The organism is Dyella sp., from assembly GCF_051954575.1.
Classification (GTDB): Bacteria; Pseudomonadota; Gammaproteobacteria; order Xanthomonadales; family Rhodanobacteraceae; genus Dyella_B.
In genome coordinates, this window is sequence record NZ_JBQCHP010000146.1 from 1 (window position 1) to 24,723 (window position 24,723).

Consider the following 24,723-nt stretch of genomic DNA (forward strand, 5'->3'; position numbering starts at 1 on the left):
CGCAATCACCGTGCCGAAGAATTTGCTGACGTTTTCCAGTTGCAGGATGTAATCGTCGTTGCCGGTCATGGCGATACCCTTATTTGCTGCGGGTGGCATGCAAGCGCACGTAATGGTTGAACAGCACCGCAAGCAGCAGCATGGCGCCGAGGAAGACGCGGTACCAGTCCGCATCGAACGAGGTGTAGGAAATGCCGATCTGCACCACGCCGAAGATCAGCGCGCCGAAGCAGGCGCCGAGCACAGACCCGTAGCCGCCGGTGAGCAGCGCGCCGCCGATCACTGCCGCGATGATCGCCTCGAATTCCTTTTGCAGGCCGCGGTCCGCCGCGGCGGAACCGACGTCGGCCACCTGTAGCATGCCGAACAGGCAGGCGCAGAACGCGGTGAATACGAACAGGCTGATCTTTACGCGCCGCACCGGCACGCCTACATTCTGCGCCGCCGCTGCATCGCCGCCGACGATGAAGATCCAGTTGCCGAAGCGCGTGCGTGAAAGCATGAATCCCGCGACCACGGCCATCAGCAGCCACCACAGCAATACCTTCGGCAGGCCGGCGACAATGGGCTCGCCGTCAGGCAATTTGTCGATCACGCCGATCTGCGCCAGCCACGTGAATACGCCATGCAACGTGCTGCCCTGGAAGAGCGCGCTCACCACCGGATCGCCGCTTACCTTCTCGCCCACGCCACTGACGATGGTGCTGTTGGAGAAATACGTGGACAGCACCAGGGTCAAGCCGCGCAATATGAACATGAAGGCCAGCGTGAGAATGAAGCTAGGCAATTTGGTGCGCATGACCAGATACCCGTTCAACCAGCCCAGCGCCATGCAGCCGGCGAAAGCGAACAGCACCGAAAGCCACATCGGCCAATGCAGGAACATCGACGGCACCGCCATCATCATGCCGGCGAAGCCGATCATCGAACCGATGGAAAGATCGAACTCGCCCGCAATCATCAGCAGACATGCGCCCACCGCGATGATGCCGAGATAAGCGGCGACCTGCGCCCAGTTCATCACGCCATCGAGATGGAACATGCCCGAGTCGCCGGCAAAGATGCCGAACAACACGAACACCAGCACCGTGCCTGCGATCGAGCCGAATTCCGGACGATTGACGAAGCTGCGCCAGGGCGACACGCGTCGTACGCGCTCATCGGCCTGCACGACGGGCTTGTCCTTGCGTGTGCCGGCCTGCATGGGGGGAGTCGTCGCGCTCATCAGGCATCTCCGGGATCAACGGTACTGGCCGGCGTACTTGGCGACCGTGTCGACGTTGTCCTTGGTGACGAAGGCAGGGCCCGAGCTGACGCCATCCTTGGTGTAGATCGGATCAAGGCCATAATCCTTCAGGCGCGCCTGGAATTTCGGATCGGCTTTCAGCGTGGCCAGGACGGCGGCTGGGTCGCGTGTGTTGTGTTCATGCGCGATCGCCAGCGCCGCGATCGACATATAGCCCTGCAGATACGGCTGCTGGTCGATCGCGAAGTTGATGTAACCCTTGCGGATACCGTCGATGATTACGCTGGAAAGATCGAACGTGGCGAAATAGACCTTGCCGGCCCGGCCCATCCGCTGCAGCGCCTGCAAGCTTGGCTCGGCCGAATTGGGTCCCAGCGCCAGGATCGCCTGCGTGTCCGGATGGTTGCGCAGATACGCGCTGACCTTGCTCGCTACCACCGTGGGATCCACACCGGAATCGATCATCGAGCTGCGCGCGTCGACGCCGAGTGCATCGGCAAAACCCTTGCAGCGCTGGAACGATGCCGCGTTGGTCGAATAGTGATTGACGCATACGAACGACTTGATGCCCGCAGCCTTGGCGCGTTCCCCCGCTTCCTTGCCGGCTGCATATTCCGGCTGGCCGATATGCATGATCGCGCCGAGCTTGCGGCTTTCCTCGGCGGTGCCGGAATTGATCGTGATCAAGGGAATGCGCTTGGCAGTCACCCGCATGGCAGGCTTGGACAACACGTCGAAATCGGAGATGTCGAAGGCGACGCCGTCGTAGTTGCGCGCCGCGGCCTGCTCGACCAGGCGCGCCATGTCGGCCAGATCGCCGTTGGGCGGGTTGCGGTAATCGACCGCAACGCCGAAATCGTCGGCGGCCTGCTTGATGGCGTTCTTTACCGTGTTCCACCACACGTCCGAGTCGGCCGCGTGGCTGATCAGCACATAGCGTTCGCCCGCATGTGGACCGGCGGCAACTGCCGCGCTGGTCGCCAGCACGCCTGCCAGCAAGGTCGAGATCCATCGCATGCGCATAGGTATCTCCCAGGGTTTCGCGGTCGGCGCTGTGCACGCCGCCGGTAGGCGAGCATAGGAATGCCGTTTCCGAAATTGCAACTTGCATTGCACAATAAAAAATTATGGAAATAATTTTCCAGGCGCGCCAGGATGGGCGCCGGACCTCCAGCGGACGGCCTGCATGGGCAAACAAAGCGCAGTCGACGAGCTGCTGCAGCGTATAGCGAGCGCATTCGAGACCCTGCCGCGGCAGCTGCAGAACGTGGCCAGCTACCTGGAGCGAGAGCGGGCCAACATCATGGTCCAGCGCATCAATGAGGTGGCCGCGGGCTGCGAGGTGCATCCTTCGGCGGTGGTGCGTTTCGCGCAGCGTTTCGGCTATTCCGGCTTCAGCGAGATGCAGGCGGTGTTCCGCAACGATTACACCGAAGGTGTGACGCCCGCACGCAGCTACCAGCAGCGCATCCGCAAGGTGATCGCCGAGGGCGAAGGCAACCTGCCGACCGCGCAGATGGCGCTGCGTTTTATCGACGCCAGCCGGATCGGCCTCGATGAACTGGCCAAATCACTGGATGCGGCGCAGTTCGACGCAGCCGTCAACCTGCTGGTGAAGGCGGAGAACATTTACGTGGTGGCGGTGCGCCGCACCTTCAGCATCGCCAGCTATATCGTCTACGCGTTGCAGCACACGCATAAGCGGGTGCACCTGGTAAGCGGACTGGGCGGCATGTACCGCGAGCAGATCCGCAGTATCGGCAAAAACGACGTGCTGATCGCCATCAGCTATCCGCCGTACGGCAAGGAAACACTGTACTGCAGCCGCGTCGCGCATCAGCACAAGGCGAAGGTGCTGGCGATCACCGACAGCGCGCTCGGCGCGCTGGGCCGTGAAGCGCACATTACTTTAATGGTGAACGAGGGCAGCGCATTCGCGTTCCGCGCACTCACCAGCACCATCTGCCTGTGCCAGGCCTTGTTCGTTGCGTTGGCCTATAGGCTTGAACTGAAAGTCGAAGAAACCACCCATCCTGGAGAATACGATGACTGAGAGTCTGCGTTCATATGCCAAGTGCCCCGCGCTGGGAACTGTTTGGGCACCAGCCAAGGAGGAGCGATGGCGTGTATGTCGATACGCAACTGAGCGAGGACACAGGATGGTGCCCAAACAGACCCAGCGCGGGGTGCTTGGCATATGAGCGCAGACTCTAGAGCCATCGGCGTTGCGCTGTTCGGCGCCGGACGCATCGGCAAGATCCACGCCGCCAACCTCGTCCGGCATCCACGCGCGCAATTGCGCTACGTGGTGGACGTGCATCAGCCTTCCGCCGAAGCGTTGGCGGCGAAACACGGCGCCAGCGTCGCAACGATGGAGCAGGTGCTGGCCGACCCGGGCATCGGTGCGGTGGTGATCGGTTCCAGCACCGATACGCATGCGGACCTGATCATGCGCGCGGCTGCCGCGGGCAAGGCGATCTTCTGTGAAAAACCGGTGGATCTGGACGTCCAGCGTGCGCATGCTTGTGCGCAAACGGTGAAGGAGGCCGGCGTTGTCTGCATGATCGGCTTCCAGCGTCGTTTCGATCCCACCTTTGCTGCGCTCAAGCAGCGCTTGGATGTGGGCGAGATCGGCATACCCGAAGTGCTGATCGTGACGAGCCGCGACCCCGCGCCGCCGCCGGCTGCCTATATCGCGCATTCCGGTGGCGTGTTCAAGGACATGCTGATTCACGACTTCGATATTTTTCGCTGGATTCTCGGCGGCGAAGCGGTCAGCGTGCATGCCACCGGCGGCTGTCCGAACATGCCGGAGGTGGCTGCCGCAGGCGACATCTCGCACGCGGCCGTCACCTTGCGCACGCGCGACGGTGCGTTATGCCAGATCAATACCTCGCGCCGCGCTGCCTATGGCTACGACCAGCGCTTTGAAGTGCTCGGCAGCAAAGGTTTATTGCAGGCAGGCAATGTGCGCCCGACGGAAGTGGTCGCGTGGAGCGAACAGGCGATCAGCAGCGACAAGCCGGAGGCGTTCTTTCTGGAGCGCTATCGCGCGGCCTATGCGCTGGAAATCGAGCATTTCTTCGATGCGCTGGTGAACGGCACGCCGGTGCGCACCACGATCGAGGACGGCATCAAGGCGTTGGAGCTTGCGGAGGTGGCGACGCAATCGTGGCGCGAGGGCAGGGCTATCGATTGCTCGATTTAGTTCTGGTCATGTGTTGGTGTGAAAACCCTGAAATATCCTGCTTAACTTAGTGCTTTTCCTCAACAAAAACGAAGAATTACATACTGACGCATTGCTAAGAAAAGCCACGTCGTCATTCCGGCGAAGGCCGGAATCCATGCTTCGTGCTGGCGATGGATTCCGGCTTTCGCCGGAATGACGGTGAGGTTATAGGGAAAGTTGATGCGGGATACATGGTTTGATTATTTCGCTCAACATATTGAACGAAAACGTGGGACATCTCAGGATGCAAACCCCAACATCGAGATATATCTGCGCATCAGGTGTTGGGGCTCGCACCCCAACCTACGTCACCACTGCGTGCGGTTGGGCAGCAGGCCCTTCAATTCCGCATCGGTAAGGTTGCGCCATTGACCAGGTTTCAAATGGCCCAGCTTCACGTTGATGATGCGCACGCGGCGCAGCTGCGTAACCCGATAACCAAACGCCGCCGCCATCAGGCGAATTTGCCGGTTCAGTCCCTGCGTCAGCACGATGGCGAAGCCGAACTTGGCGATCTTGCGGGTACGGCAGGGCCTGGTCATCTGGCCGTGGATGCGCACGCCTTTCGCCATGCCGGCCAGGAACTCGTCGGTGACCGGTTTGTTCACCGCCACGAGATACTCCTTCTCGTGCTGGTTCTCCGCACGCAGGATTTCATTGACGATGTCGCCATTGCTGGTCAAGAGGATCAAGCCTTCGGAATCCTTGTCCAGTCGGCCGATGGGAAAGATGCGTTCCTGGTGATCGACGAAATCGACGATGTTGCCGCTCACGCTGCGATCGGTGGTGCAGGTGATGCCGACTGGCTTGTTCAGCGCAATATAGACGGCGCGCTTGGCCGCCGGCGTGCTGGCCAGGATGCGCGCACGGACGATCTCGCCATCGACGCGAACTTCGTCCCCTTCCAGCGCTTTCGCACCGGTCGTGACGACTTCGCCATTGATGGTGACACGCCCGGCCAGCAGCAACTCGTCCGCTTCGCGGCGCGAGCACAGGCCTGCTTCGCTGATGTATTTGTTGACGCGCATGAAGATGACGCGTTACGAACGCAAACCCGCGCCACGCTTGAGCAGGCTCAATGCCAAGTACGACAAGCCGATCACGAACAGCAGCATCACCCCGAACGCCACGCCGATGTGCACGTCGCTGATGCCGAGCACGCCGAAGCGGAATGCGTTGACCATGTAGAGGATCGGATTGATGCGCGAAATCGCCTGCCACGGTTCGCTGAGCATGTTGACCGAATAGAACACGCCGCCGAGATAGGTAAGCGGGGTGAGCACGAAAGTGGGAACCAGCGCGATATCGTCGAACTTCTTCGCGTAGATCGCATTGACGAACCCGGCCAGCGAAAAGATCGTTGCGCCGAACAGCACCGACAACACGGTGACGCCGATGTTCGCCACGTGCAGGTGCGTAAAGAACAGCGCGATCAGCAGCACCAGCAGGCCCACCACCAGGCCGCGCGTCACCGCGCCGGTCACGTAGCCGAGCAGGATCACCCAATTGGGCATGGGCGATACCAGCATCTCCTCCACCGAACGTTGGAACTTCGCGCCGAAGAACGAACTGGAGATGTTGCCGTAGCTATTGGTGATGATGCTCATCATCACCAGGCCCGGCACGATGTATTGCATGTAGGTGAACTCGCCCTGGATGTTGCCGATGCGGCTGCCGATCAGCTTGCCGAAGATCACGAAGTAAAGCGTCATGGTGATCGCGGGCGGAATCAGCGTCTGTGTCCAGATGCGCATGATGCGCACGATCTCGCGCCGCACGATGGTCTTGAGCGCGACCATGTTGCCGGAAAGATTGCTCATGCCGCTTTCTCCTTGGAATCCTGCCGGCCGGGTTCTTGCCGGCCGCTTTCGACCAGGCGCACGAACAACTCTTCCAGGCGGTTGGTCTTGTTGCGCATGGAAATCACGGTGATGCCGTGCGCGGTAAGTGCGTCGAACAGCGCGTTCATCGCCTGCGTGCGCGGCATTTCCGCTTCCAGCGTGTGATCGTCGATACGGCGGAAGGCGATGCCGGGAAGGCTGGGCAGTTGCTCCGGCATGTTGTTCACGTCGAACACGAAGGTTTCCACGTCCAGCTTCGACAGCAGCAGCTTCATCGAGGTGTTTTCCACGATGGTGCCGTGATCGATGATGGCGATGTTGCGGCAGAGCTGTTCGGCTTCCTCCAGGTAATGCGTGGTGAGGATCACCGTGGTGCCAGCCGCGTTGATGCCGCTGACGAACTGCCACATGGAGCGGCGGATCTCGATGTCCACGCCGGCGGTCGGTTCATCGAGGATCAGCAGGCGCGGCTCGTTCATCATGGCGCGCGCGATCATCAGGCGACGCTTCATGCCGCCGGACAACATGCGCGCCTGGTCCTGCGCCTTGTCCCACAGGCGCAGCTCCTTCAGGTACTTCTCGGCACGCTCGGCCGCCGTCTTGCGTGGGATGCCATAGAAGCCGGCCTGGTTCACGCAGATGTCGAACGGTTTTTCGAACTGGTTGAAGTTGATCTCCTGCGGCACCAGGCCGATCAGCTTCATCGCTTCATTGCGTTGTTTGTTCACCGACACGCCGAAGATGCGCGCATCGCCGTCGGTGGAATTGACCAGCGAGGACAGGATTCCGATGAGGGTGGATTTGCCGGCGCCGTTTGGGCCCAGCAGGGCGAAGAAATCGCCGGGCTGTACCGTGAGGTTGATGCCTTTGAGGGCCTGGACGCCGTTGCCGTAGGTCTTGCGCAGGTTTTCGACGACCAGTGCGGGTGTAATGGTGGACATGGGCTGCACCGTAGGGGCTAGCCCCTTATTATAGCGGGCCTTGTCCCGACGACCCGTTCGGCCGGGCGCACTGACCGTTTCTTCCCGGATAACTCCTGCATGGCCGAACATTTCACCCTCCGCCTCGTCGACAGCCACATGCTGGCACCGCAGGTGCGCCACCTGGCTTTCGAACGCGCCGACGGACAGCCGCTTGCCTTCATTCCCGGCCAGTTCCTGCAGATCCATTTCCATTACGACGACGGCACCGCCACCAAGCGCAGCTATTCGATCGCCACCGTGGGTGACGGTCACTCGCCGGTGCAACGCATCGAAATAGCCGTCAGCTACGTGGAAGGCGGCGCCGCCACCAAGCTGCTCAGCGGCTTGAACATCGGCGATACCATCGAGGCCAGCGGCCCGTACGGACGCTTCTGCCTGCAGGACAGCGATACGCATCCGCGCTATCTGCTGCTGGCCACAGGCACCGGCGTCACGCCATACCGCGCGATGCTACCGGCGTTTGAAAAACTGCTGGCCAACGGCGATCGCGAGGTGGTGCTGCTGTACGGCGCGCGCAACGAAACAGAGCTGCTTTACGGCGAAGAATTCGAGGTATTCGCGCAGACGCATCCGGGCTTCTCGTTCTACGGCTGCCTCAGCCGCCAGCCGCGCGCCGTGCCGCGTCCGAATGACCGGCCGGGCCACGTGCAAAGCGTGCTCGCCGAACTGCAGCCTTCCGCCGGCCGGGACATCGCTTACCTCTGCGGCAATCCCAACATGGTCGACGCGGGCTTCAATGCGCTGAAGGAATTCGGCTTGCCGGTGCCGCAGATCCGGCGCGAGAAATACATCTCCTCGCGTTGATCGTCATTGCACGAAAAATTTCACACTGAGACTCAAGTGCGACGGATTCTCGCCGATACAACCAGTGCGAGGATGCACAGCCCCTCGCGAACGTCATAGCCCCGACGTTCCGGCCCCAAAACACAGCTGCGAAACCGTCCCACCGCCCTCGGGACGGCGAAGCTCTGCGTCCACCGGCCGGATGCCACTGTGACGGATTGCCAACATCACCCACGCCGGCCGGTAATCCGTCCAACGCTTTGTTTCACAAGGAATTCACGCAACCTATACATTTGCCGCCGCGAAGCACACGCACAGGCTTTTTGACGCCCAAAACCTATCATTAGTGTGATGAGCTTGGCATTTCCAAGACATGCATCGGCGGAGGCTCTTAAGCGCCGGTGCACCGCTGCCGATGGTGCCTTCAGGTGCGCGCAGATGCGCGTATACCGGTGGAGGGCAGCATTATGCGTGGGATGCGTTGGCTTGTTCTGGCGGGTTGTTCCGTAGCCATGGTATTTGCGTCGCCTGCCGCGACGGCGGGCGGGGGCGGAACGATCACTTTTGTCGGTGCCGTCGTGGAACCGACTTGCAGTGTTGCAGGCACACCTGGTGACTTGAATCTGGTCGCCAGTGCTGCCCAAGTGCATCCGGCACTTCAGCGAAGCTGCTCCGAATCAACTGCCGCTACGACCGCAACGGCGGGTGCGAACGCCAGGCCTTACGAGGTCAACGTCGTGCATCTGTCCGAGGCCGAGCCGGATCAGGTGCTCAAGTATTTCGCCAACTATGTTCGCGCTGCCCAGCCCGGCTCGGCGGATCCGGTGTTGCTGACGCAGACCTACGAGTGACGCTTCGTATCTATCGACGCACGGCGCGGAAAACTTGAGCCGTGCGCTTGCAGTGGAAGAAATTCCACAGTTTCACAGCGATCACATTTGAGTGGTTTTGACGTGATGGCAGGGTACGCCGGTGGGATTGTCCTGGGGACTTGACCCTTGAAAGCACGGCTTGACGCCATTTCGTAGCGGCGTGGTATTCGTGCGAATGGTGTTCGTCGCTGGTGCCGGAACGATGGGCTGGCCCACAGCGCTGCGCTCGGGCGTCTTGTCGGCGCGAGGTAGCGCTTTTGCGTGAGGCGCCGCCTGTGCATGCACCATGCCGGCAAAAGCCATGCTCAGTGCAACGATGATGATTTTGTTCATGGCGTTTTCCTGCGATAGCTGGTGAGCGTTGATGGCTCGACAGGTGGCAAACCTTCTATTGATATAACAGCGTGAAGGTTGCCGATGCCTGCAATGTTCCTGGCGTGACTGTACCGGTCCGGTAATAGCGCGCGAAGAACGAGATGTTGCTGGCACCGGTGGATATGCTACCGACACTCTGTGGCGTTCCGAACGTAACGGGATTGCTCGATTTGTTGAGTACCTGAACGCCTACGCCTGCACTGCTTCCACCGGTAGGCGTCAGCACGCCCGGAATACCGGAGGCAGTGCCGTTATAGTCGAGCTGAACGGACAAGTTCGCGCCCGAAGCGCCGCTCGGACAGTTCAGTGCAATAGCAAACGGAATGGTGCCCGCCGTGGCGCCCGTGCTGCCCAGTGCCGAGGTACTGATGGCCGGAAGGGTGACGTTCACCGGGTTGGTGGTCACCGAGCACGCAGGATTAATGACAATGTTGACCGGGTTGCTTAAGGAGAAGGCCACGATTTGTGCCGTAGAGGTTCCGCCACCGTCGGCGAGTGATTGGAATTGCCAATAACCGAGCGTGCCGGCCGGAACCGTGCTGTTGCCGAACGATCCGGTCACGACCAACTGCAATTGCGTGCTGACGCTGAACGTGTAGTTGGCGGTGCCCTGCGGACAGTACCAACCAAATCGACTGAAGTAGTTGCAGCCGGATACGCCGGTGTTCATGACGCCGTTGGGCCAGGGCACCAAGGTATTGCCGCCGCGTACGATCTGGTACGAAATTCCGGGGATGCCAGTCGGAAAGGTGGTCACGCCAGCCGCTGGGGTTGCACCCACGTTGTTGACGATGCCGTCAGGGACGTTGCCGGCGCAGTCGTAAATCGGCGATGGACTGGTCGACGTCGCCGACGAGGTTGCTATGACAGTACCGATAGCGGTGTTCGCGGCCACCGAAACGGTGGAAGGCAAGCTGAAGCTGGTCGTTCCCTGCGCCCCTGGAGAGTTGTTGTCCAACATGCATCCGCTGGTCTGTGCATCCGCCTTGCCTGTTGGCAGCAGACTCAGCGCCAACAGCAAACACAGCAATCCACACCAGCTTATGCTCTGGCGGCTGATGCGCAGGCGGTGCGAGAGGAGTCGCCTCATGATGGTCTCCGAATGGCAACGGCTGCATCCGTTTTCATGAAGCCGTGAACGGTGGCGTATCTCATGGCTTTGTTGCCATTACAACGCCAGGCGTGGTCATCGAGCAGGTCACACTTATCTCCTGCACCCGTGTTTGCTTGTTCGCGGCTCGGTCCGCCAACTTATAGGGGAACGAACAGGAATGATCGGCACCGTTGTCATCCTGCCAGCGCGCCGTCAGTTGACCGGCTGATCCGACGCCACGCAGCAGGATCTGCCCGCCCTGGCCGACCACGCCCATGGAGGCGCCGTTGTCGTCGAACACTTCGCTGCCGAAGGGCAGGGTTTGGCCATTTTGCAGGCGCGCCCGAACGATCAGTGTGCGCCCGCTCTTCGTCTTGAACTTCATCATCACCACGGCGCCGGCATACGGCGCTACTTGCGCGCTGGTAGCGTCGAGCTGCACGTTCAGCGGCAGCCCCTGCGGCTCGATCTGGATGGTGTTGAGCTGGTAAGGCGTCAGATACGGCACCACCGCGTAGCCGAAGCGATCGACGCGCGCGCCGGGGGCATTGGTCAGGCGCGCGCCGGCGGCGTTCGGCAGATAGACGATGCCTACCGTGCCGCCGATTGGTTGCCCGAAGGTGACGCCGCCGGAATGCGCGATCACCGATCCGCTCACGTTCACCGATGCCTGCGAATAACCACTGCCGTCGCCATAGCTTGCATTGAATACGGCGAACGGACTGCGGTAACCCATATTCACCGAGCCGGCATTGCCGCCGCCGACGCCGGCGTGCGTCGCCGTGGCGCCGTAGTAGAACTGGTTGTCGCGGCCCAACGTGCCGTTCACCATCGCTTGCTCTTGCGAACCGGTCTGCTGGTCGTGGTTGAGACTCAGCATGAAGGTCGGCGAATGTTCGCTGTGACCCAGCGGCAGCGAGAAATTCACAAAGAATTGGTTGTCGTGATGACCCAGCGGATCCACCGAGCGCGTGGCGGAGATGCCGTAGCTGATCTGGTGGAAGTGATTGTTGTAGCCGATCTGGAATTGCGTGTCGTTGCCGCGCTGGTTCCAGTAATTGCGGGCTGTCACGTTGGCGTAGAGCGAGCCGCCCCTTTCTCCCAGCGGCTGAGTGAGCGACAGCGTGAAATTGCTACGCTGCCGCTGCACGCCCGTCGCCGAAAAAATCGGATTGGTCGTGAATGCGCTGCCGGTAAGCGCAGCTTGCTGGGCTTGCGTCAACAGGCTTTGTGCTGGCACGCCGTCGACCGTCGATACGGTTGTCTGTGGCACGACTTCGAAGGCATTGATGCCTTCGCGCACATACGCACGCGCCTGCTCCGCCTGGGTGAGGCTAAGAAAGCCGCCGGTGGAGTAGCGATAAGCGGCGACCGACAGCGTCGTATGTGTCGCGGTGATAATTTTGCTGTATGTAATCCGCGCGCTCTGGCCGGACTGGGTCGAGTAACCCGGTATGTGCGCATTCGCGTGGGTGATATCCACCGCGAAGGCGCCGTAGTGCGTGTTGAAGCCAACGCCCGCCAGCAACGCGCCATAGCCTTGCGAACCTGCAATACCGGCATAGCCCGTCAGCAGGTTGCTGAAGCCGTGCTGGATCGTCGCCTGCAGCACGGCAGGCTTGGACTTGATCGTCGCATCGCGCAATTGCCCCGCGGCCACGTCGAAGCGAGTGATACCGGGACGCATCAGTTGCGCCACCGCAGCGTACGGCACGGTAAACGTGGTGACGTGGCCATCCGCTTCCGTCACCGTGACCAGCAGGTTGCCGCCATAACCGGTCGGGTAGAGATCGTTGAGCGTGAACGGACCGGGCGCCACGGTGGTTTCGTAAAGCACCATGCCATTCTGCCGCACGGTCACCTTGGCATTGGTCTGCGCAACGCCATGTACCACCGGCGCGTAGCCCTGCAAGGATTGCGGCAACATGCGATCGTCGGTACCGAGCTGTACGCCGCGGATACCGTAGCTGTCGAACACGGCGCCATCGGTGTAGCTATCGCCAAGGGTCAGCTGGGCACGCAGCGAGGGCAATGCGCGCTGTACGTACGTATTGATGCTCTGCCAGTGACGACGCGCCGGCGTACCAGCGGCGGCCGACTGCCAGGTAACGGTGGCATCTTCGCGGAAATACCAGCGCGCGATATTGAAGCCGCTGTTCAATCCCAGGAACGACGTAGTTTGCGTCTGGCCTTGGGAGGCAGTGCGATACGAGTTGAAGTTGTAGTTCAGCAGCGCGGCTGGCACGCCGGCATCCCAATATTCCGGGCTGACATAGTCGCGAGCCATTTGGCCGAGATAAGCCTGCGGCACGCTGGCGTCCAGGCGCAGCTGCGTCATGTCGAACGTCGTCGTCGCATCGGGGATCAGGCTGCCCAGGCTCACGCACGCCTTCGGGTCGCTCAGTTGCGCTTTGATCTCATCGGAGAGTTTGGCCGGATGGAGCTTGAGCTGATCGAGCAGGTCGCGATCCACGCAGGGCGTGGCGCTGGCATTGGGCGATGGGGCGGCAAAGCGTACGTCGCGACGACCGACCCAGGTTTTATTGAGATAAATATCGGTGTTGTAGCTCCCCGGCAGTATCGGGTTGCCATGTTCGAAACGCGACAGGTCGGTCGTGTTCTGGCCTGAACCAGACAGCAGGTTGCGATCGAAGTCGGCATAGCCACTGCTGGCGCTGGCATCCGCCCCATTGGCGGCTGCAGCAGCCGGATCACGTGAAGCAGCCGCCGCCGCGGCATTCGTCCAACCGCTTAGGGCTGCGGCAATGAACGCGCACAGCAAAATCTGGCGACACACACCATGTCTGGGCGCTGCATGCGCCGCATGGAGTGCGGGCCGGTGGGTCACGGCGCGACACTACCTTTGAAGGCGACAGTGGCGCCGAAATCATTGATGCAGTTGTAGGCGATCGACGTGCCAGCCGCCGGCGCTGTCGCCAGCCCCTTGATCTTCAGGCGCAGCGTGCCGAACGGATCGACCATGCCGATGTCGGTGCTGTACGCCTTGTCGTCGACCGTCAGCGACGCCTGGACGACCGTGATGTGATACGGCGTGGGATTGTGCACTTCCAGTGCATAGCCTTGCCCATCGGCAACAGCCTTCCAGCTCACCTGTTCGGGCGCCTTGTTGGCATCGCCCGGCAGGTTGGCCGGACGGTAAAAGAATTTGAGCCGCGAACGAATCGCGAACTGGAGGGTGTTCTTGCCCGCGTACTGAGGGCCGCTGGGCTTGGGCGGTATTTCCAGCACGTTGAGCCAGAACAACGACTCGCGATCGCTGGGAAGGTTTGCGGGCGTGCCGACGATGCGCAGGTTCTGATCCTTGCTCACCTCCATGCGAAACAGGGGTGGCGTGATCAGAAACGGTGCCTTGGCCGTGTTCGGCGTGGAATTGGGATCGCCGTCATCAATCCATGCTTCGACCAGCGCCGGATGAGGATTGTTGTTGGTCAGGCGTACCGTGACCTCGCCTTCCTGCGCTGAAAACACCACGCGCGTGCCGGCAATCAGCACGTTGGCGCTGGCCGCCGTAGCGGTTAAAGAGAGCGCGATCAAGGCTGCGCGTGCTGCGCACAGAAGGCTTTTCATCGGGTGGTCCTGTCAGGCCAGTGCGCCGCGGCCGGCGATAAAGCAAGTGCTGCGACCACGGCACATGGCCGCAGCACCGGTTCTACTTATTAGTTATAGGTAAGCGTGAAGCCGACGGACGACGACACCAGACCCGCGGTGGTGCTGGTCGAGTTGGTGATGTACTGGGCCGTCAGTTGCGTGCTGCCCGCACCGGTGGCGATCGCGATGGTGGGCGCGTTGGTGCCGGTGTTGGTGTTGATGGCGGCACCGGAGCTGTTCAGCAACTGGATCTCGACGTTCGAGTTGTTGCTCGTGAGCGAGTTCTTGAGGTTGCCGGTGGTGGTGTCGATGTTGGTGCCGCTGAACGCCATCGCCGCGCTCACCAGATTGTTGTCGCACGAGCTCAGCGCGATGGTGAACGGGGTTGCGCTGGAGGTGAGCGCGGTGCCCGAGGTGCTGGCGAATGCCGACGTGGCGACGGTCGGCAGAGTGACCGTGCTACCGCCGTTGACGGTGATGACGCAGGTGTCCTTGTAGACCTTGCCGGTGAAGTTGATCGTGCCGGTGGAAGCGGCGGATGCAGCCTGCGAAGCAAACGCTGCGATGCCGAAACCGGCGATCAGGGCAGCGTTGAGTAGCGTTTTTTTCATTGCGGATTCCTTGGAATGCGTGTGTCGAAAGGATTGCAGTGTTCGGTAAAGTCTTACGGTGGGCCGGGCGTTTTCCCGCCCCCTCACGGGCAGGCCCACGCCTCGCAGCCACTCAGCAACATTCAGGCCAAAGCGTGACCCTCATCACATTGTCGGAGAAATCCGGCTTATTTCCTACACATCTCCTACACGTTTCAAAAACATTTCCGGCTTTCTGTCGGGAAAAAGTGTGAACTGGTTCTCCTGACAGCGCGGGACACCGTCAAAAAGTGACGAGAAACGTCAAAGGCGTTACGCGATTTACACGCCGATCGGCCGGGCGTGTAAAGGATGCTTGACGTTCTCTGGGTCGTGGGTTTAGCCTATGTAAAGCAAACTTTACACGGGGAAGGGATCATGCCGCGGTTCTCGCAAAAGCAGTACGAAGGGCGCGTGCTCGTCGCCATGGCGCTGTACACGCTATGCATGCTGGTCGAGTGGCCGCTGGTGCGGACGGTAGTCACCCTGCCGCTGAAATGCCTGCTGGCGCTGGTACCCGTGTTGCCAATGATCTACGTGATCGTGCTGATGGCGCGCCGCATTCGCGACAGCGACGAGCTCGAGCGGCAGATGCATCTGATCGGGCTGGGTATTTCCACGGCGGTGGTGGGCGCGGCTAGCCTGATCGGCGGGTTCCTCAGCGTCGCCAATGTCCTGAAGCTGGATGGTTCGATCCTGATCTGGGTTTTTCCCGGCCTGATGTTTTGCTACGGCCTGGCTCGCTGGCAGGTGGCGCGCCGCTATGGCATGGGAGCGTTCTGCGAAAGCGACGCCGGCGCGAGCAAATACGCATTGTTCGTGCTGGCCGGAGGCGTGCTGCTGTTGGTCGCATGGCTTGGCCGCGCAACGTTGGATGATGTGCGGTCGGGATTTCTGTGCGGTGCCGGTGCGGGCTTGATGGCGCTGGGCGCCGCGCTTTTCGTGGCGCAGCGCCGGCGTCGTGCGCGGAGTGGCGAATGAGCGGCATGCAGCGCGTCGAATGCCTTGCGGGAACGTTGCGGGCATCATGAACAACCTGATCCGCGAATTGCGCGCCGAACGCGGCTGGTCGCAGGCCGAGCTTGCGCAGCAACTGGATGTATCGCGACAAACCATCAACGCCATCGAGACCGGAAAATACGATCCCAGTCTGCCGTTGGCCTTCAAGATCGCACGCCTGTTCGGCATGCCGATCGAAATGATCTTTGTGCCGGAAGAGGAGTGAGGGAAACATGGCCTTGAAGGCGAGAACCGTTTTTCGCATCGTGGTGGTCGCCGCAGCGGTGGGGGTGCTGGCGTACCAGCATTGGCATCGCGCGGAGCCGCCCGCTACGCCCGCGGCGGATGTGGCGCCGATCACCACGCAAACCGAAACCAAGGAGCCCTCGCAGCCGCCACGCACCTGGCAGCGCGGCTCGCTCACGTTCAAGCCATGCGAACTGAGCCGTCCCGGCAGCGGCGCGCGGGCGCAGGCGTGGTGCGCCACGTTCGAGGTGCCGGAGAACCGAGACGATCCGCACAGCCGCCGTATCGGCCTGAAACTGGCGATTGCACGCAGCGAAGCGCAAGTGCCCGCGCCGGATATGGCGGCCTTGCTCGCGGGCGGTCCCGGCGAAGCGGCGACCGAGGCGTGGCTGCTGGTGGCCCCCGCCTTCGGCGCCGTGCGCAAGCATCGCGATGTATTGCTGCTGGATCAGCGCGGCACGGGCGGCTCCAATCCGCTCAGCTGCAAGAGCGCGGAGCAAGCCTCCTCCGAAGACAACGCCATCACGCTGGACCTGGACAAGGTACGCAAAAGCGTCACCGCGTGCCTGGACGAAGTGAAGCAGAAGGCCGATCCGCGCTACTACACCACCACCATCGCGGCGCAGGATCTGGAAGACGTGCGCAAGGCGCTGGGCTCGCCGCAACTGGACCTGGTCGGCGTGTCCTACGGCACGCGCATGGCGCAGCAATATCTCAAGCACTATCCGGACAGCGTGCGCAGTGTCGTGCTCGATTCGGTGGTGCCCAACCAGGTGGTGCTTGGCCAGGATTTCGCGCGCAATCTCGACGATGCGCTGAAAAAGAATTTCGCCAACTGCGCTGCCGTGCCCGCCTGCAAGCAGCGCTTCGGCGATTCCATGCAGACGCTGTACCAGCTGCGCGATGCCCTGCGCGCGAACCCGCACAAGGTGAGCTTTCGCGATCCGGAAACCTATGAAACGGTGGTGCGCCCCTTGAGCGAATTTTCGCTCGCCAGCGTGGTGCGCATGTTTGCCTACCAGCCGGAAACGGCCGCGCTGCTGCCGCTGTCGATCAACGCTGCTGCGCATGGCGATGTGGGCCCTTTGCTGGGCCAGGCGAAGATTCTCAGCGGCGACCTCAGCGGCGACATGAACAACGGCATGTCCATGAGCGTGATCTGCAGCGAAGACGCCGACCTGTTGCAGCCACAGCCGCAGGATCAGAACACCATGCTCGGCAATCATCTCATCGAGGCACTGAAAGCGCAGTGCGAGGTATGGCCGCATGGCACGCGACCGGCCGATTTCCACGCGCCGTTGAAAAGCGACAAGCCGATCCTGCTGCTGTCCGGCGAACTCGATCCGGTGACGCCACCGCGCTATGGCGAGCAGATCCTGCCCGGTTTGTCCGACGCCAGGCAACTGGTTTTCAAGGGACAAGGCCACTCCCTGCTCAGCCGTGGCTGCATGCCGCAACTGCTCGGCAAATTCATCGATAAACCCGATCCTAAGCAACTCGATGCACGCTGCCTGGACAAGCTGGGCGGCACGCCGGCATTCATCGATTTCAATGGAGCGTCGCCATGATCGAAGTGAAGGATCTGCACAAGCAGTTCGGCGAAGTCAAAGCCGTGGATGGCGTGAGCTTCACCGCGCGTGACGGCGAAATCACCGGCCTGCTCGGCCCGAACGGCGCCGGCAAGACCACCACCTTGCGCATGCTTTACACGCTGATGCAACCCGATCGCGGCCAGGTGCTGGTCGATGGCATCGATGCGGCGCGCGATGCCGAGGCCGTGCGCCGCCGGCTTGGCGTGCTGCCCGATGCCCGCGGCCTCTACAAGCGCCTCACCGCACGCGAGAACATCGACTATTTCGCGCGCCTGCAAGGCATGGACGAGCGGTTGATCCGCGCGCGGCGCGAGCAATTGATCCAGGCGTTGGGCATGGACGATATCGCCGACCGGCGCATCGAGGGCTTTTCGCAGGGCCAGCGCGTGAAGACCGCGATCGCGCGGGCGCTTGTCCACGATCCGAAGAACGTGATCCTGGACGAACCCACCAACGGCCTGGATGTGATGGCCACGCGCAGCATGCGCACTTTCATGCATCGCCTGAAGGACGAAGGGCGTTGCGTGCTCTTCTCCAGCCACATCATGCAGGAGGTGGCGGCATTGTGCGACCGCATCGTGGTGATCGCCCACGGCCGCGTGGTGGCGGATGAAACACCCGACGCGCTGCGTGCGCAAACCGGCGAAGCCAATCTCGAGGACGCCTTCGTGAAGATCATCGGCAGCGAAGAGGGGCTGGCGGCATGAGAACCACGCTCACTGTGTTCTTCAAGGAAGTGAAGGAAAACCTGCGCGACCGGCGCACGGTGCTCAGCGCGCTCATTTTCGGGCCGTTGCTGGGGCCGTTCGTGTTCATGCTGATCACCAACAGCCTGCTCACGCGCGAGTTGAACAAGGCCGACCAGCCGATCAGGGTGCCGGTGATTGGTGCACACTACGCGCCCAACCTGATCGCCGCACTCAAGCAGGACGGCCTGGTGCCGTTGCCACCCGTCGCCGATCCCGACATGGCGGTGCGCAACCGCGATGCCGAAGCGGTGCTCCGCATTCCCGAAGGATTCGGCAAATCCTGGCGCAAGGGCGAAACCTCGCAGGTCGAACTGATCTTCGACTCCTCGCAGAGCGATACCGGCGGCTCAATCGGAAGGCTGCGCTCGATGCTGGAGAACTACAGCCGCCGCCAGGGCGTGATGCGGCTGGTGGCGCGCGGTCTTTCGCCCACCATGATGGCGCCGATCTCGATCGATCAGCGCGACCAGTCCACGCCGCAATCGCGCGCGAGTTTGATCTTCGGCTTGCTGCCGTACTTCTTTGTGCTCACCGTGTTCGTAGGCGGTATGTCATTGGCGAACGACCTCACCGCAGGCGAGCGCGAGCGGCAGTCGCTGGAGCCGCTGTTCGTCAATCCCGTCTCGCGCTGGAAGATCCTGCTCGGCAAGCTGGCCGCCATCTGCGCGTTCTCGCTGGCCAGTTTGTTTATCAGCGTGATCGCGTTCGCCGTATGCGGCCGGCTGATACCGGCCGAGCGCTTAGGTATGGTGATCGACCTGGGCTTCTCCTTCGCCTGGCGCGTGGTGTTGATGATGCTGCCGTTGGTGATGCTGCTGGCCGCGCTGCAAACCCTGGTCGCCGCATTTGCGAAAAGCTATCGCGAAGCACAGACCTACCAGAGCATCCTGATGATGGTGCCGGTGATTCCTTCCATGCTGTTGGCGGTGATGCCGATCAAGATCGCCGACTGGATGTACGACGTACCGTTGCTTGGCCAGCAGATGGGCATCATGCGCCTGCTGCGCGGGGAAGGTGTGTCGGCGCTGCAGCTCACGCACGTCGTGGTGGCGGGTGTGGTGGTGGCGGTGCTGGTGGGATGGCTCACGACTTGGGTGTACCGCTCGGAGCGATTGGCCATTTCCGCGTAGGTTGGGATGCAGGGCTACGAGAGCCATGCGGCAACGTTGTCCGGATGTTCCAGATGCAGGTGATGTCCGCCATCCATATGGGTGGTGATGAGGCGCGGCACGTTGCGTGCGCGCGCTTCCATCATTGCGCTGGGCAAATACGGCGTCACGGGTCTGGCCAGCAATAGCGCGGTAGGTGCCTCGATGCCGGCGATAAGCGCCTGGATCTGCGCTTCGGCCAGGCGCACGGCGCTGGGCCGCGTCAGGCGTGGATCGCTGCGCCAGCGATAGCCACCGTCGACGGCGGCAAGCCCGCGCTCGACGATCGGGCGCGCCAACTCTGCACGCAGGCCGCTGGCGACCGTGCGCGCGCTGATCGCCTGCTCCACGCTTGCAAACACCCGCAGCGATTTGCCGTTCGGTGTTGGCGCGGCATAGGCGTCGCGAAAGCGCTGCAAGGTACTGGCGCCGTCATCGCCCAACGGGCCGAGTCCTTCGATCAGAAAGAGACGATCGATACGCTGCGGTGTCGCGGCCGCCACCAGCGAGGCGATGCCTGCGCCCAGCGAATGGCCGAGCAGGGTGTAGCGTTCCAGTCCCAGCGCCTCAGCTGCGCTGACCACCGCGCTGACGTAGTCGACGTAGTGATAGCTGATGCCGGCCGGCAGATGGCTGGAATGTCCGTGTCCGGGCAATTCCAGCGCGATGAAGCGGAAGCGTTCGGCGAGCTTCGGCGCCAGCAAGGCAAAGCTGCCGGCGTTGTCGAGCCAGCCGTGCAGGGACAGCAGCGGCGGCGCATCGGCGTCGCCCCAGATCTGCGCGGTCAGCACGAGGTGATCGGACAGACTGATGCGTTGCTCGAGCGGCGCATGCGCGCGCATCACGACTTCTCGCGCGGCGAACATTCGGGCCATCCCTGCGTGTGGCGCAGCACCAGTGCGGCGAGGGATGCGACCTGCTCGTCGCTGTCGTTGAGCGCCGGAATGTAGCGCAGGCTTTCGCCACCGGCCGCGCGGAAGAATTCGTCGTTCTGCATGGCGATTTCCTCCAGCGTTTCCAGGCAATCCACGGCGAAGCCGGGGCAGGCGACATCCAGCCGCTTGATGCCTTCCCGCGCCAGCCGCCGCACTGTTTCATCCGTGTACGGCTGCAGCCAGGGCTCGCGTCCCACGCGCGATTGAAAACTTACGACCAGCCGCGATTCGTCCAGTTCCAGCCGCTCGCGCAGTTTCCGCGCGGTGACGTGGCATTGGTGGAAGTATGGATCGCCGGCATCGATATAGCGCTGCGGAATGCCATGGAACGACAACAGCAGCGTATCGCCACGGCCATGCTGCGCCCACCAGCGTTCGATCGACTGCGCCAGCGCTTCGATATGGCCGGGATCGTCGTGGTAATCGTTGACGATGCGCAGCTCCGGCGGCCAGCGCAGTTGCTTGAACGCGTCGGCGGCTGCATCGATCACCGAGCCGGTCGAGGTGCCCGAATATTGCGGATACAACGGCAGCACCAGCAGACGGCGCACGCCCTCGCGCTGCATCTGCTCGATCTGCTCACGCACCGATGGCGCGCCGTAGCGCATGGCCAGGCCCACGCGGACGGGGCCTTTGACGAGCCGACGCAAGATGTCCTGCAGGGCCAGCGTCAATTTTTCGGAACCGGCGCGCAACGGAGAACCTTCTGCAGTCCAGATCCGCGCGTAGGCATGCGCCGAACGCGCCGGCCGGATGCGCAGGATGACGCCGTGCAAGACCAGCCACCACAGCCAGCGCGGATATTCGATGACACGCGGATCACCCAGGAATTGGGCCAGATACGGACGCAGCGCGCTCGCCGTGGGCGCGTCAGGTGTGCCAAGGTTCACGAGCAAGACGCCAACCTGAGCCGGTTGGTCGTAGGATGGTCCGGCAAGGCCGATGTAGTGGTTGCGTGGCATCGATGCGTGGCGGCTGAATAGCCGATCCAGTCTGCCATAAGTACTGTGTGCCGAGCCGGTATCATCGCCCTATCACGATCCAGTCATCCGCAATCCGGAGCTACCCATGTTCAAAGCACTGCGTCGTTTGTCGTTTGTCGCCCTCGCGCTGCTGCCTGCCGTCGCCGCGCACGCCGCGGACGATACCCCGGAACAGCGTGCACAAGCCGCCGTGCGCGTGCTCAACGAGATCGAGCAAGCGCCGGACAAGTCCATTCCCACCGATCTCTTGCGCAATGCCCGCGCCATCGCGGTGATTCCCGACGTGCTCAAGGTCGGCTTCGTGTTCGGCGGACGCCGCGGCGAGGGCCTGGTGTCGGTGAAGAACCCCGACGGCACCTGGTCCAACCCCAGCTTCATCTCGTTCGGAGGCGGCAGCGTGGGCTTCCAGATCGGCGTGTCCAAGACCGACGTGGTGCTGGTGTTCCGCACCCAGCGCGGCGTGGATAGCATTGTCAACGGCAAGTTCACGGTGGGCGCGGATGCCTCCGCGGCAGCGGGCCCGGTAGGCCGCACCGCCTCGGCCGCCACCGACCAGCAGCTGAAGGCGGAGATCTACTCCTACTCACGCGCCCGCGGCCTGTTTGCGGGCGTGGCGCTGGATGGTTCGGTCATCAAGATCGATTACGATGCCAATGCGCAGGTTTATGGCCAGGGCATCACCCCGCGGCGCATCTTCGAGGGTGGGGTGAGCAAGGTTCCGGCGGCGGTCGTGCGCTTCCGGGATGCTCTGGAGGAGTACACTTCCCGCTGATACGGACGCCGGCGCCCGCCTCCCCCGGGCGCAGACGGCAAGGTTCCGCAACGAGGTTCTCATGGGTTTGGACAGCATTTGGCATTGGGCGATCCTGCTCGTCATCATTCTGCTGGTGTTCGGCACCGGCAAACTGACGCGGGTCGGCTCCGATCTCGGCAACGCTGTGCGCGGCTTCAAGAAGGCCATGCAGGGTGACGAGGACGAGGAAAAGCGCAAGGCGCAGGAGAAGCTGCAGGCCGACCCGGCCCCCGATGCCAGCGGCTCGACCAGCAAGCAGCGCGACTCCAGCGAATCGAAGTAATCACCCAGGATTGGCAGCATGATCGAGATCAGCCTCGGCAAGCTGGTGTTGCTGGCGCTGATCGCGCTGATCGTGCTCGGCCCCGAGAAGCTTCCGCAAGCCGCCCGCACCGCGGGCGCGTTGATGCGCCGCCTGCGCATGGGCTGGGAAAGCGTACGCGCCGAAGTGGAGCGCGAGCTGGAAATCGAGGAGCTCAAGCGCACCGCGCGTGAAGCGGCGGCGCGCGCCGAAGCGATGCAGGCGGAAATGAACAAGGCCGCCCACGATACGCGCGAGCAGGTTTCCGCGGCGGCCACGGACGTGCGCAGCAGCATCGAAGACGTGCAGAAGGATCTCGCCTCCGCCGACGCGACCAAGGAAACACCCCATGGCGGAACCTGAACTCGAATCGGATCTTCAGCAAGGATTGTTCTCACATCTGCTGGAACTGCGCTCGCGCCTGATCAAGGCGATCCTGGCGCTGGCCGTCGTGCTCGCCGCGCTGGTACCGTTCGCCAATCGTCTTTACGCCTGGCTCGCCGCGCCGCTGGTGTCACGCCTGCCCGAAGGCGCGCACCTGATCGCCACCGAAGTGGCCAGCCCGTTCATCACGCCGCTCAAGCTCGCGTTCTACGCGGCGCTGTTCATCAGCATGCCGGTGATCCTGTACCAGTTGTGGGCGTTCGTCAGCCCCGGCCTCTACAAACATGAAAAACGCCTGGCGCGGCCGCTGCTGGTGGCTACGCTGATCCTGTTCTACATCGGCTGCGCGTTCGCATATTTCCTGGTGCTGCCGGCGGCGTTCCGCTTCCTCACGGCGGTGACGCCGCAAGGCGTGGAAATGATGACTGACATCACGCATTACCTGGATTTCGTAATGCTGATGTTCTTCGCCTTCGGCCTGTGCTTCGAGGTGCCGGTGGCGGTGGTGGTGCTGGCGGCCGTGGGTATCGTCGATCTGGACAAGCTACGCAAGGGACGGCGCTACGCGATCGTCGGCGCGTTCGCGATCGCCGCCGTGGTCACGCCGCCGGACATCACCTCGATGATCATGCTGGCCATTCCCATGTGCCTGCTTTACGAAGTGGGCATACTCGCCGTGCGCTGGCTGCTGAAGCCGAATGCGGCCGACGCACCGTCGCATCCATGACGCGTTCTTCCAAGACTTCCCGCCTGCCCGAGCCGGCCGCCGACGAGCTCGCCCATTCCGAACGCTTGCTGCAGCAGTTGCGCGAGACGATCGCCGCACGCGGCCCGATGCCGTTTTCGCAATACATGGAGCGCTGCCTGTACGCCCCCGGCCTGGGCTATTACAGCGCGGGCAAGACCAAGTTCGGCGAGGCCGGCGATTTCATCACTGCGCCGGAGCTGGGTGATCTGTTTGCGCGCTGCGTCGTCCATGCCGTGCAACCGGTGCTGGCGATGCTGGGCAGCGAGGCGGATTTCCTGGAACTGGGCGGCGGCAGCGGCGCATTCGCCGAAGCCGCGTTGCTGGCGCTTGCGCAAAACGGCACGCTACCGCGCCGTTATCTGCTCCTGGAACCCAGTGCGGACCTGCGCGAACGCCAGCGCGAGCGTCTTGGCGCATCGCTGCCTGCGGAAGTGATGGCACGCGTCGCGTGGATCGATCGCCCGCCAGAGGAAAACTGGCGCGGCGTGCTGTTCGCCAATGAAGTGATCGATGCGTTGCCGACCACGCGCTTCGTGATTCGCCATGGCGAGGTCTACGAAGAACACGTCGCACTCGACGGCGAAGCGCGCCTGCTGCGCGTCGACCGTCCCGCCGATGCGCTGGTGTCCGGTGCGGTGCGCCACGTCGAGCGCGATCTCGGGCGCGAATTCGAAGAAGGCTACCGGTCCGAAATCCTGCCGCAGCTGCCGTACTGGATGCAGGCCATCGCCGGCTCGCTCGAAGCTGGCGTGATGCTCTTCATCGACTACGGCTACGTACGCCGCGAGTTCTACCTGCCGGAACGCCAGGACGGCACCCTGATGGCGCACTACCGCCACCGCGCACACAGCGACCCGCTCTATCTCCCCGGCCTCAACGACCTCACCGCCTCGGTCGATTTCACCGCACTGGCCGAAGCCGGTAACCAGGCCGGTTTCGGCGTCGCCGCCTATCTTTCGCAAGCGCAATTCCTGATCGCCGCCGGTTTGCAGGATGTGTTCGAACACGCCTACGAGCGGGCCGACGACGACGTGGATCGTTACCGCCTCGCGCAACAGGTCAAGAAACTCACCATGCCTGATCAGATGGGCGAACGCTTCCAGGCCATGTTGCTGGCGCGTGGGTTGCAGGCGTTGCCGTTGCCAGCGGAGCTGCTGGCTGCGGATCAGGGTGGGCGGCTTTAGG

General features: G+C 62.5%; 25 protein-coding genes. 13 read left to right on the forward strand and 12 right to left on the reverse strand.

The genetic code is table 11. The annotated features are described in order from the left end of the window. Positions 1 to 79: 79 nt before the first annotated feature. On the reverse strand, positions 80 to 1,225 hold the full coding sequence (locus ACTHNE_RS18125) for an ABC transporter permease (protein WP_440269965.1): 1,146 nt from the start codon (positions 1,223 to 1,225) through the stop codon (positions 80 to 82). Between the two features lie 15 nt (positions 1,226 to 1,240). Continuing rightward, positions 1,241 to 2,269, reverse strand: a complete 1,029-nt coding sequence (locus tag ACTHNE_RS18130; RefSeq protein ID WP_440269966.1) for a sugar ABC transporter substrate-binding protein — start codon at positions 2,267 to 2,269, stop codon at positions 1,241 to 1,243. 163 nt (positions 2,270 to 2,432) lie between these two features. On the opposite strand from ACTHNE_RS18130, the gene ACTHNE_RS18135 reads away from it, so the two are divergent. Continuing rightward, positions 2,433 to 3,299, forward strand: a complete 867-nt coding sequence (locus ACTHNE_RS18135; protein WP_324943251.1) for a MurR/RpiR family transcriptional regulator — start codon at positions 2,433 to 2,435, stop codon at positions 3,297 to 3,299. Positions 3,300 to 3,443: 144 nt separating this feature from the next. Continuing rightward, positions 3,444 to 4,454 (forward strand): inositol 2-dehydrogenase, encoded by a 1,011-nt coding sequence (gene iolG / locus ACTHNE_RS18140; RefSeq protein WP_324943254.1) that lies wholly within the window; start codon positions 3,444 to 3,446, stop codon positions 4,452 to 4,454. Positions 4,455 to 4,783: 329 nt separating this feature from the next. Here iolG and ACTHNE_RS18145 read toward each other — a convergent pair whose 3' ends face one another. The 3 genes from ACTHNE_RS18145 to ACTHNE_RS18155 are packed head-to-tail and all read right to left on the reverse strand — an operon-like array spanning position 4,784 to position 7,257. Beyond that, on the reverse strand, positions 4,784 to 5,503 hold the full coding sequence (locus ACTHNE_RS18145; protein WP_324943257.1) for a pseudouridine synthase: 720 nt from the start codon (positions 5,501 to 5,503) through the stop codon (positions 4,784 to 4,786). 12 nt (positions 5,504 to 5,515) lie between these two features. Beyond that, positions 5,516 to 6,295, reverse strand: a complete 780-nt coding sequence (locus ACTHNE_RS18150) for an ABC transporter permease (RefSeq protein ID WP_440269967.1) — start codon at positions 6,293 to 6,295, stop codon at positions 5,516 to 5,518. Continuing rightward, positions 6,292 to 7,257, reverse strand: coding sequence for an ABC transporter ATP-binding protein (locus tag ACTHNE_RS18155; protein ID WP_324943262.1), 966 nt, complete (start codon positions 7,255 to 7,257; stop codon positions 6,292 to 6,294). The genes ACTHNE_RS18150 and ACTHNE_RS18155 overlap by 4 nt, the downstream gene beginning before the upstream one ends. A gap of 99 nt (positions 7,258 to 7,356) precedes the next feature. Here ACTHNE_RS18155 and ACTHNE_RS18160 point away from each other — a divergent pair, with 99 nt between their 5' ends. After that, positions 7,357 to 8,103, forward strand: coding sequence for an FAD-binding oxidoreductase (locus ACTHNE_RS18160; RefSeq protein ID WP_324943266.1), 747 nt, complete (start codon positions 7,357 to 7,359; stop codon positions 8,101 to 8,103). Between the two features lie 911 nt (positions 8,104 to 9,014). On the opposite strand, the gene ACTHNE_RS18165 is transcribed toward ACTHNE_RS18160, so the two are convergent. The 5 genes from ACTHNE_RS18165 to ACTHNE_RS18185 all read right to left on the reverse strand — a co-directional run bounded on the left by ACTHNE_RS18165 (position 9,015) and on the right by ACTHNE_RS18185 (position 14,642). After that, positions 9,015 to 9,287: a hypothetical protein gene (locus ACTHNE_RS18165; protein WP_324943270.1), complete on the reverse strand. Its 273-nt coding sequence runs from the start codon at positions 9,285 to 9,287 to the stop codon at positions 9,015 to 9,017. Positions 9,288 to 9,342: 55 nt separating this feature from the next. Beyond that, complete coding sequence (locus ACTHNE_RS18170) at positions 9,343 to 10,419, reverse strand: fimbrial protein (protein ID WP_324943273.1); 1,077 nt, start codon at positions 10,417 to 10,419, stop codon at positions 9,343 to 9,345. Between the two features lie 61 nt (positions 10,420 to 10,480). Beyond that, positions 10,481 to 13,219 (reverse strand): fimbria/pilus outer membrane usher protein, encoded by a 2,739-nt coding sequence (locus ACTHNE_RS18175; protein ID WP_440269968.1) that lies wholly within the window; start codon positions 13,217 to 13,219, stop codon positions 10,481 to 10,483. 47 nt (positions 13,220 to 13,266) lie between these two features. Next, positions 13,267 to 14,010, reverse strand: coding sequence for a fimbrial biogenesis chaperone (locus tag ACTHNE_RS18180; protein WP_324940132.1), 744 nt, complete (start codon positions 14,008 to 14,010; stop codon positions 13,267 to 13,269). 89 nt (positions 14,011 to 14,099) lie between these two features. Next, entirely contained in the window at positions 14,100 to 14,642 is a 543-nt protein-coding gene (locus tag ACTHNE_RS18185; protein ID WP_440269969.1) for a fimbrial protein, read from the reverse strand. Between the two features lie 396 nt (positions 14,643 to 15,038). Between ACTHNE_RS18185 and ACTHNE_RS18190 the strand changes: the two genes are divergently transcribed. The 5 genes from ACTHNE_RS18190 to ACTHNE_RS18210 are packed head-to-tail and all read left to right on the forward strand — an operon-like array spanning position 15,039 to position 19,376. Next, the gene (locus ACTHNE_RS18190) at positions 15,039 to 15,641 is read left to right on the forward strand and encodes a hypothetical protein (RefSeq protein WP_440269970.1); all 603 of its coding nucleotides are present in this window, start codon (positions 15,039 to 15,041) and stop codon (positions 15,639 to 15,641) included. A gap of 46 nt (positions 15,642 to 15,687) precedes the next feature. Then, positions 15,688 to 15,885 carry a helix-turn-helix transcriptional regulator gene (locus tag ACTHNE_RS18195; protein ID WP_324940125.1) on the forward strand — a complete coding sequence of 66 codons (198 nt, stop codon included), beginning with the start codon at positions 15,688 to 15,690 and terminating at the stop codon, positions 15,883 to 15,885. Positions 15,886 to 15,892: 7 nt separating this feature from the next. Continuing rightward, positions 15,893 to 17,473: an alpha/beta fold hydrolase gene (locus ACTHNE_RS18200; RefSeq protein ID WP_440269971.1), complete on the forward strand. Its 1,581-nt coding sequence runs from the start codon at positions 15,893 to 15,895 to the stop codon at positions 17,471 to 17,473. Next, a complete protein-coding gene (locus tag ACTHNE_RS18205; protein WP_440269972.1) occupies positions 17,470 to 18,204 on the forward strand; it encodes an ABC transporter ATP-binding protein in 735 nt (244 codons plus the stop codon). Before ACTHNE_RS18200 ends, ACTHNE_RS18205 begins: the two co-directional genes overlap by 4 nt. Continuing rightward, entirely contained in the window at positions 18,201 to 19,376 is a 1,176-nt protein-coding gene (locus ACTHNE_RS18210; RefSeq protein ID WP_440269973.1) for an ABC transporter permease, read from the forward strand. The genes ACTHNE_RS18205 and ACTHNE_RS18210 overlap by 4 nt, the downstream gene beginning before the upstream one ends. Before the next feature lie 14 nt (positions 19,377 to 19,390). Here the strand turns inward: ACTHNE_RS18210 and ACTHNE_RS18215 are convergent, their stop codons facing one another. Next, positions 19,391 to 20,260 (reverse strand): alpha/beta fold hydrolase, encoded by an 870-nt coding sequence (locus ACTHNE_RS18215; RefSeq protein WP_324940113.1) that lies wholly within the window; start codon positions 20,258 to 20,260, stop codon positions 19,391 to 19,393. Continuing rightward, complete coding sequence (gene hemH / locus ACTHNE_RS18220) at positions 20,236 to 21,291, reverse strand: ferrochelatase (protein WP_324940109.1); 1,056 nt, start codon at positions 21,289 to 21,291, stop codon at positions 20,236 to 20,238. The genes ACTHNE_RS18215 and hemH overlap by 25 nt, the downstream gene beginning before the upstream one ends. Positions 21,292 to 21,397: 106 nt before the next feature. On the opposite strand from hemH, the gene ACTHNE_RS18225 reads away from it, so the two are divergent. The 5 genes from ACTHNE_RS18225 to ACTHNE_RS18245 all read left to right on the forward strand — a co-directional run bounded on the left by ACTHNE_RS18225 (position 21,398) and on the right by ACTHNE_RS18245 (position 24,722). Then, a complete protein-coding gene (locus ACTHNE_RS18225) occupies positions 21,398 to 22,084 on the forward strand; it encodes a lipid-binding SYLF domain-containing protein (RefSeq protein ID WP_324940106.1) in 687 nt (228 codons plus the stop codon). Between the two features lie 61 nt (positions 22,085 to 22,145). Continuing rightward, entirely contained in the window at positions 22,146 to 22,388 is a 243-nt protein-coding gene (gene tatA, locus ACTHNE_RS18230; RefSeq protein WP_324940103.1) for a Sec-independent protein translocase subunit TatA, read from the forward strand. A gap of 18 nt (positions 22,389 to 22,406) precedes the next feature. Further along, the gene (tatB, locus tag ACTHNE_RS18235; RefSeq protein WP_324940099.1) at positions 22,407 to 22,769 is read left to right on the forward strand and encodes a Sec-independent protein translocase protein TatB; all 363 of its coding nucleotides are present in this window, start codon (positions 22,407 to 22,409) and stop codon (positions 22,767 to 22,769) included. Beyond that, the gene (gene tatC, locus ACTHNE_RS18240) at positions 22,756 to 23,517 is read left to right on the forward strand and encodes a twin-arginine translocase subunit TatC (protein ID WP_324940097.1); all 762 of its coding nucleotides are present in this window, start codon (positions 22,756 to 22,758) and stop codon (positions 23,515 to 23,517) included. The genes tatB and tatC overlap by 14 nt, the downstream gene beginning before the upstream one ends. Further along, complete coding sequence (locus ACTHNE_RS18245) at positions 23,514 to 24,722, forward strand: class I SAM-dependent methyltransferase (RefSeq protein ID WP_440269974.1); 1,209 nt, start codon at positions 23,514 to 23,516, stop codon at positions 24,720 to 24,722. Before tatC ends, ACTHNE_RS18245 begins: the two co-directional genes overlap by 4 nt. Position 24,723: the final 1 nt, after the last annotated feature.

Coding starts and splice junctions, on each gene's coding strand:
- ACTHNE_RS18125 (WP_440269965.1), bottom strand. CDS start 1,225: ATGAGCGCGACGACTCCCCCCATGCAGGCCGGCACACGCAAGGACAAG.
- ACTHNE_RS18130 (WP_440269966.1), bottom strand. CDS start 2,269: ATGCGCATGCGATGGATCTCGACCTTGCTGGCAGGCGTGCTGGCGACC.
- ACTHNE_RS18135 (WP_324943251.1), top strand. CDS start 2,433: ATGGGCAAACAAAGCGCAGTCGACGAGCTGCTGCAGCGTATAGCGAGC.
- iolG (WP_324943254.1), top strand. CDS start 3,444: ATGAGCGCAGACTCTAGAGCCATCGGCGTTGCGCTGTTCGGCGCCGGA.
- ACTHNE_RS18145 (WP_324943257.1), bottom strand. CDS start 5,503: ATGCGCGTCAACAAATACATCAGCGAAGCAGGCCTGTGCTCGCGCCGC.
- ACTHNE_RS18150 (WP_440269967.1), bottom strand. CDS start 6,295: ATGAGCAATCTTTCCGGCAACATGGTCGCGCTCAAGACCATCGTGCGG.
- ACTHNE_RS18155 (WP_324943262.1), bottom strand. CDS start 7,257: ATGTCCACCATTACACCCGCACTGGTCGTCGAAAACCTGCGCAAGACC.
- ACTHNE_RS18160 (WP_324943266.1), top strand. CDS start 7,357: ATGGCCGAACATTTCACCCTCCGCCTCGTCGACAGCCACATGCTGGCA.
- ACTHNE_RS18165 (WP_324943270.1), bottom strand. CDS start 9,287: ATGAACAAAATCATCATCGTTGCACTGAGCATGGCTTTTGCCGGCATG.
- ACTHNE_RS18170 (WP_324943273.1), bottom strand. CDS start 10,419: ATGAGGCGACTCCTCTCGCACCGCCTGCGCATCAGCCGCCAGAGCATA.
- ACTHNE_RS18180 (WP_324940132.1), bottom strand. CDS start 14,010: ATGAAAAGCCTTCTGTGCGCAGCACGCGCAGCCTTGATCGCGCTCTCT.
- ACTHNE_RS18185 (WP_440269969.1), bottom strand. CDS start 14,642: ATGAAAAAAACGCTACTCAACGCTGCCCTGATCGCCGGTTTCGGCATC.
- ACTHNE_RS18190 (WP_440269970.1), top strand. CDS start 15,039: ATGCCGCGGTTCTCGCAAAAGCAGTACGAAGGGCGCGTGCTCGTCGCC.
- ACTHNE_RS18195 (WP_324940125.1), top strand. CDS start 15,688: ATGAACAACCTGATCCGCGAATTGCGCGCCGAACGCGGCTGGTCGCAG.
- ACTHNE_RS18200 (WP_440269971.1), top strand. CDS start 15,893: ATGGCCTTGAAGGCGAGAACCGTTTTTCGCATCGTGGTGGTCGCCGCA.
- ACTHNE_RS18205 (WP_440269972.1), top strand. CDS start 17,470: ATGATCGAAGTGAAGGATCTGCACAAGCAGTTCGGCGAAGTCAAAGCC.
- ACTHNE_RS18210 (WP_440269973.1), top strand. CDS start 18,201: ATGAGAACCACGCTCACTGTGTTCTTCAAGGAAGTGAAGGAAAACCTG.
- ACTHNE_RS18215 (WP_324940113.1), bottom strand. CDS start 20,260: ATGTTCGCCGCGCGAGAAGTCGTGATGCGCGCGCATGCGCCGCTCGAG.
- hemH (WP_324940109.1), bottom strand. CDS start 21,291: ATGCCACGCAACCACTACATCGGCCTTGCCGGACCATCCTACGACCAA.
- ACTHNE_RS18225 (WP_324940106.1), top strand. CDS start 21,398: ATGTTCAAAGCACTGCGTCGTTTGTCGTTTGTCGCCCTCGCGCTGCTG.
- tatA (WP_324940103.1), top strand. CDS start 22,146: ATGGGTTTGGACAGCATTTGGCATTGGGCGATCCTGCTCGTCATCATT.
- tatB (WP_324940099.1), top strand. CDS start 22,407: ATGATCGAGATCAGCCTCGGCAAGCTGGTGTTGCTGGCGCTGATCGCG.
- tatC (WP_324940097.1), top strand. CDS start 22,756: ATGGCGGAACCTGAACTCGAATCGGATCTTCAGCAAGGATTGTTCTCA.
- ACTHNE_RS18245 (WP_440269974.1), top strand. CDS start 23,514: ATGACGCGTTCTTCCAAGACTTCCCGCCTGCCCGAGCCGGCCGCCGAC.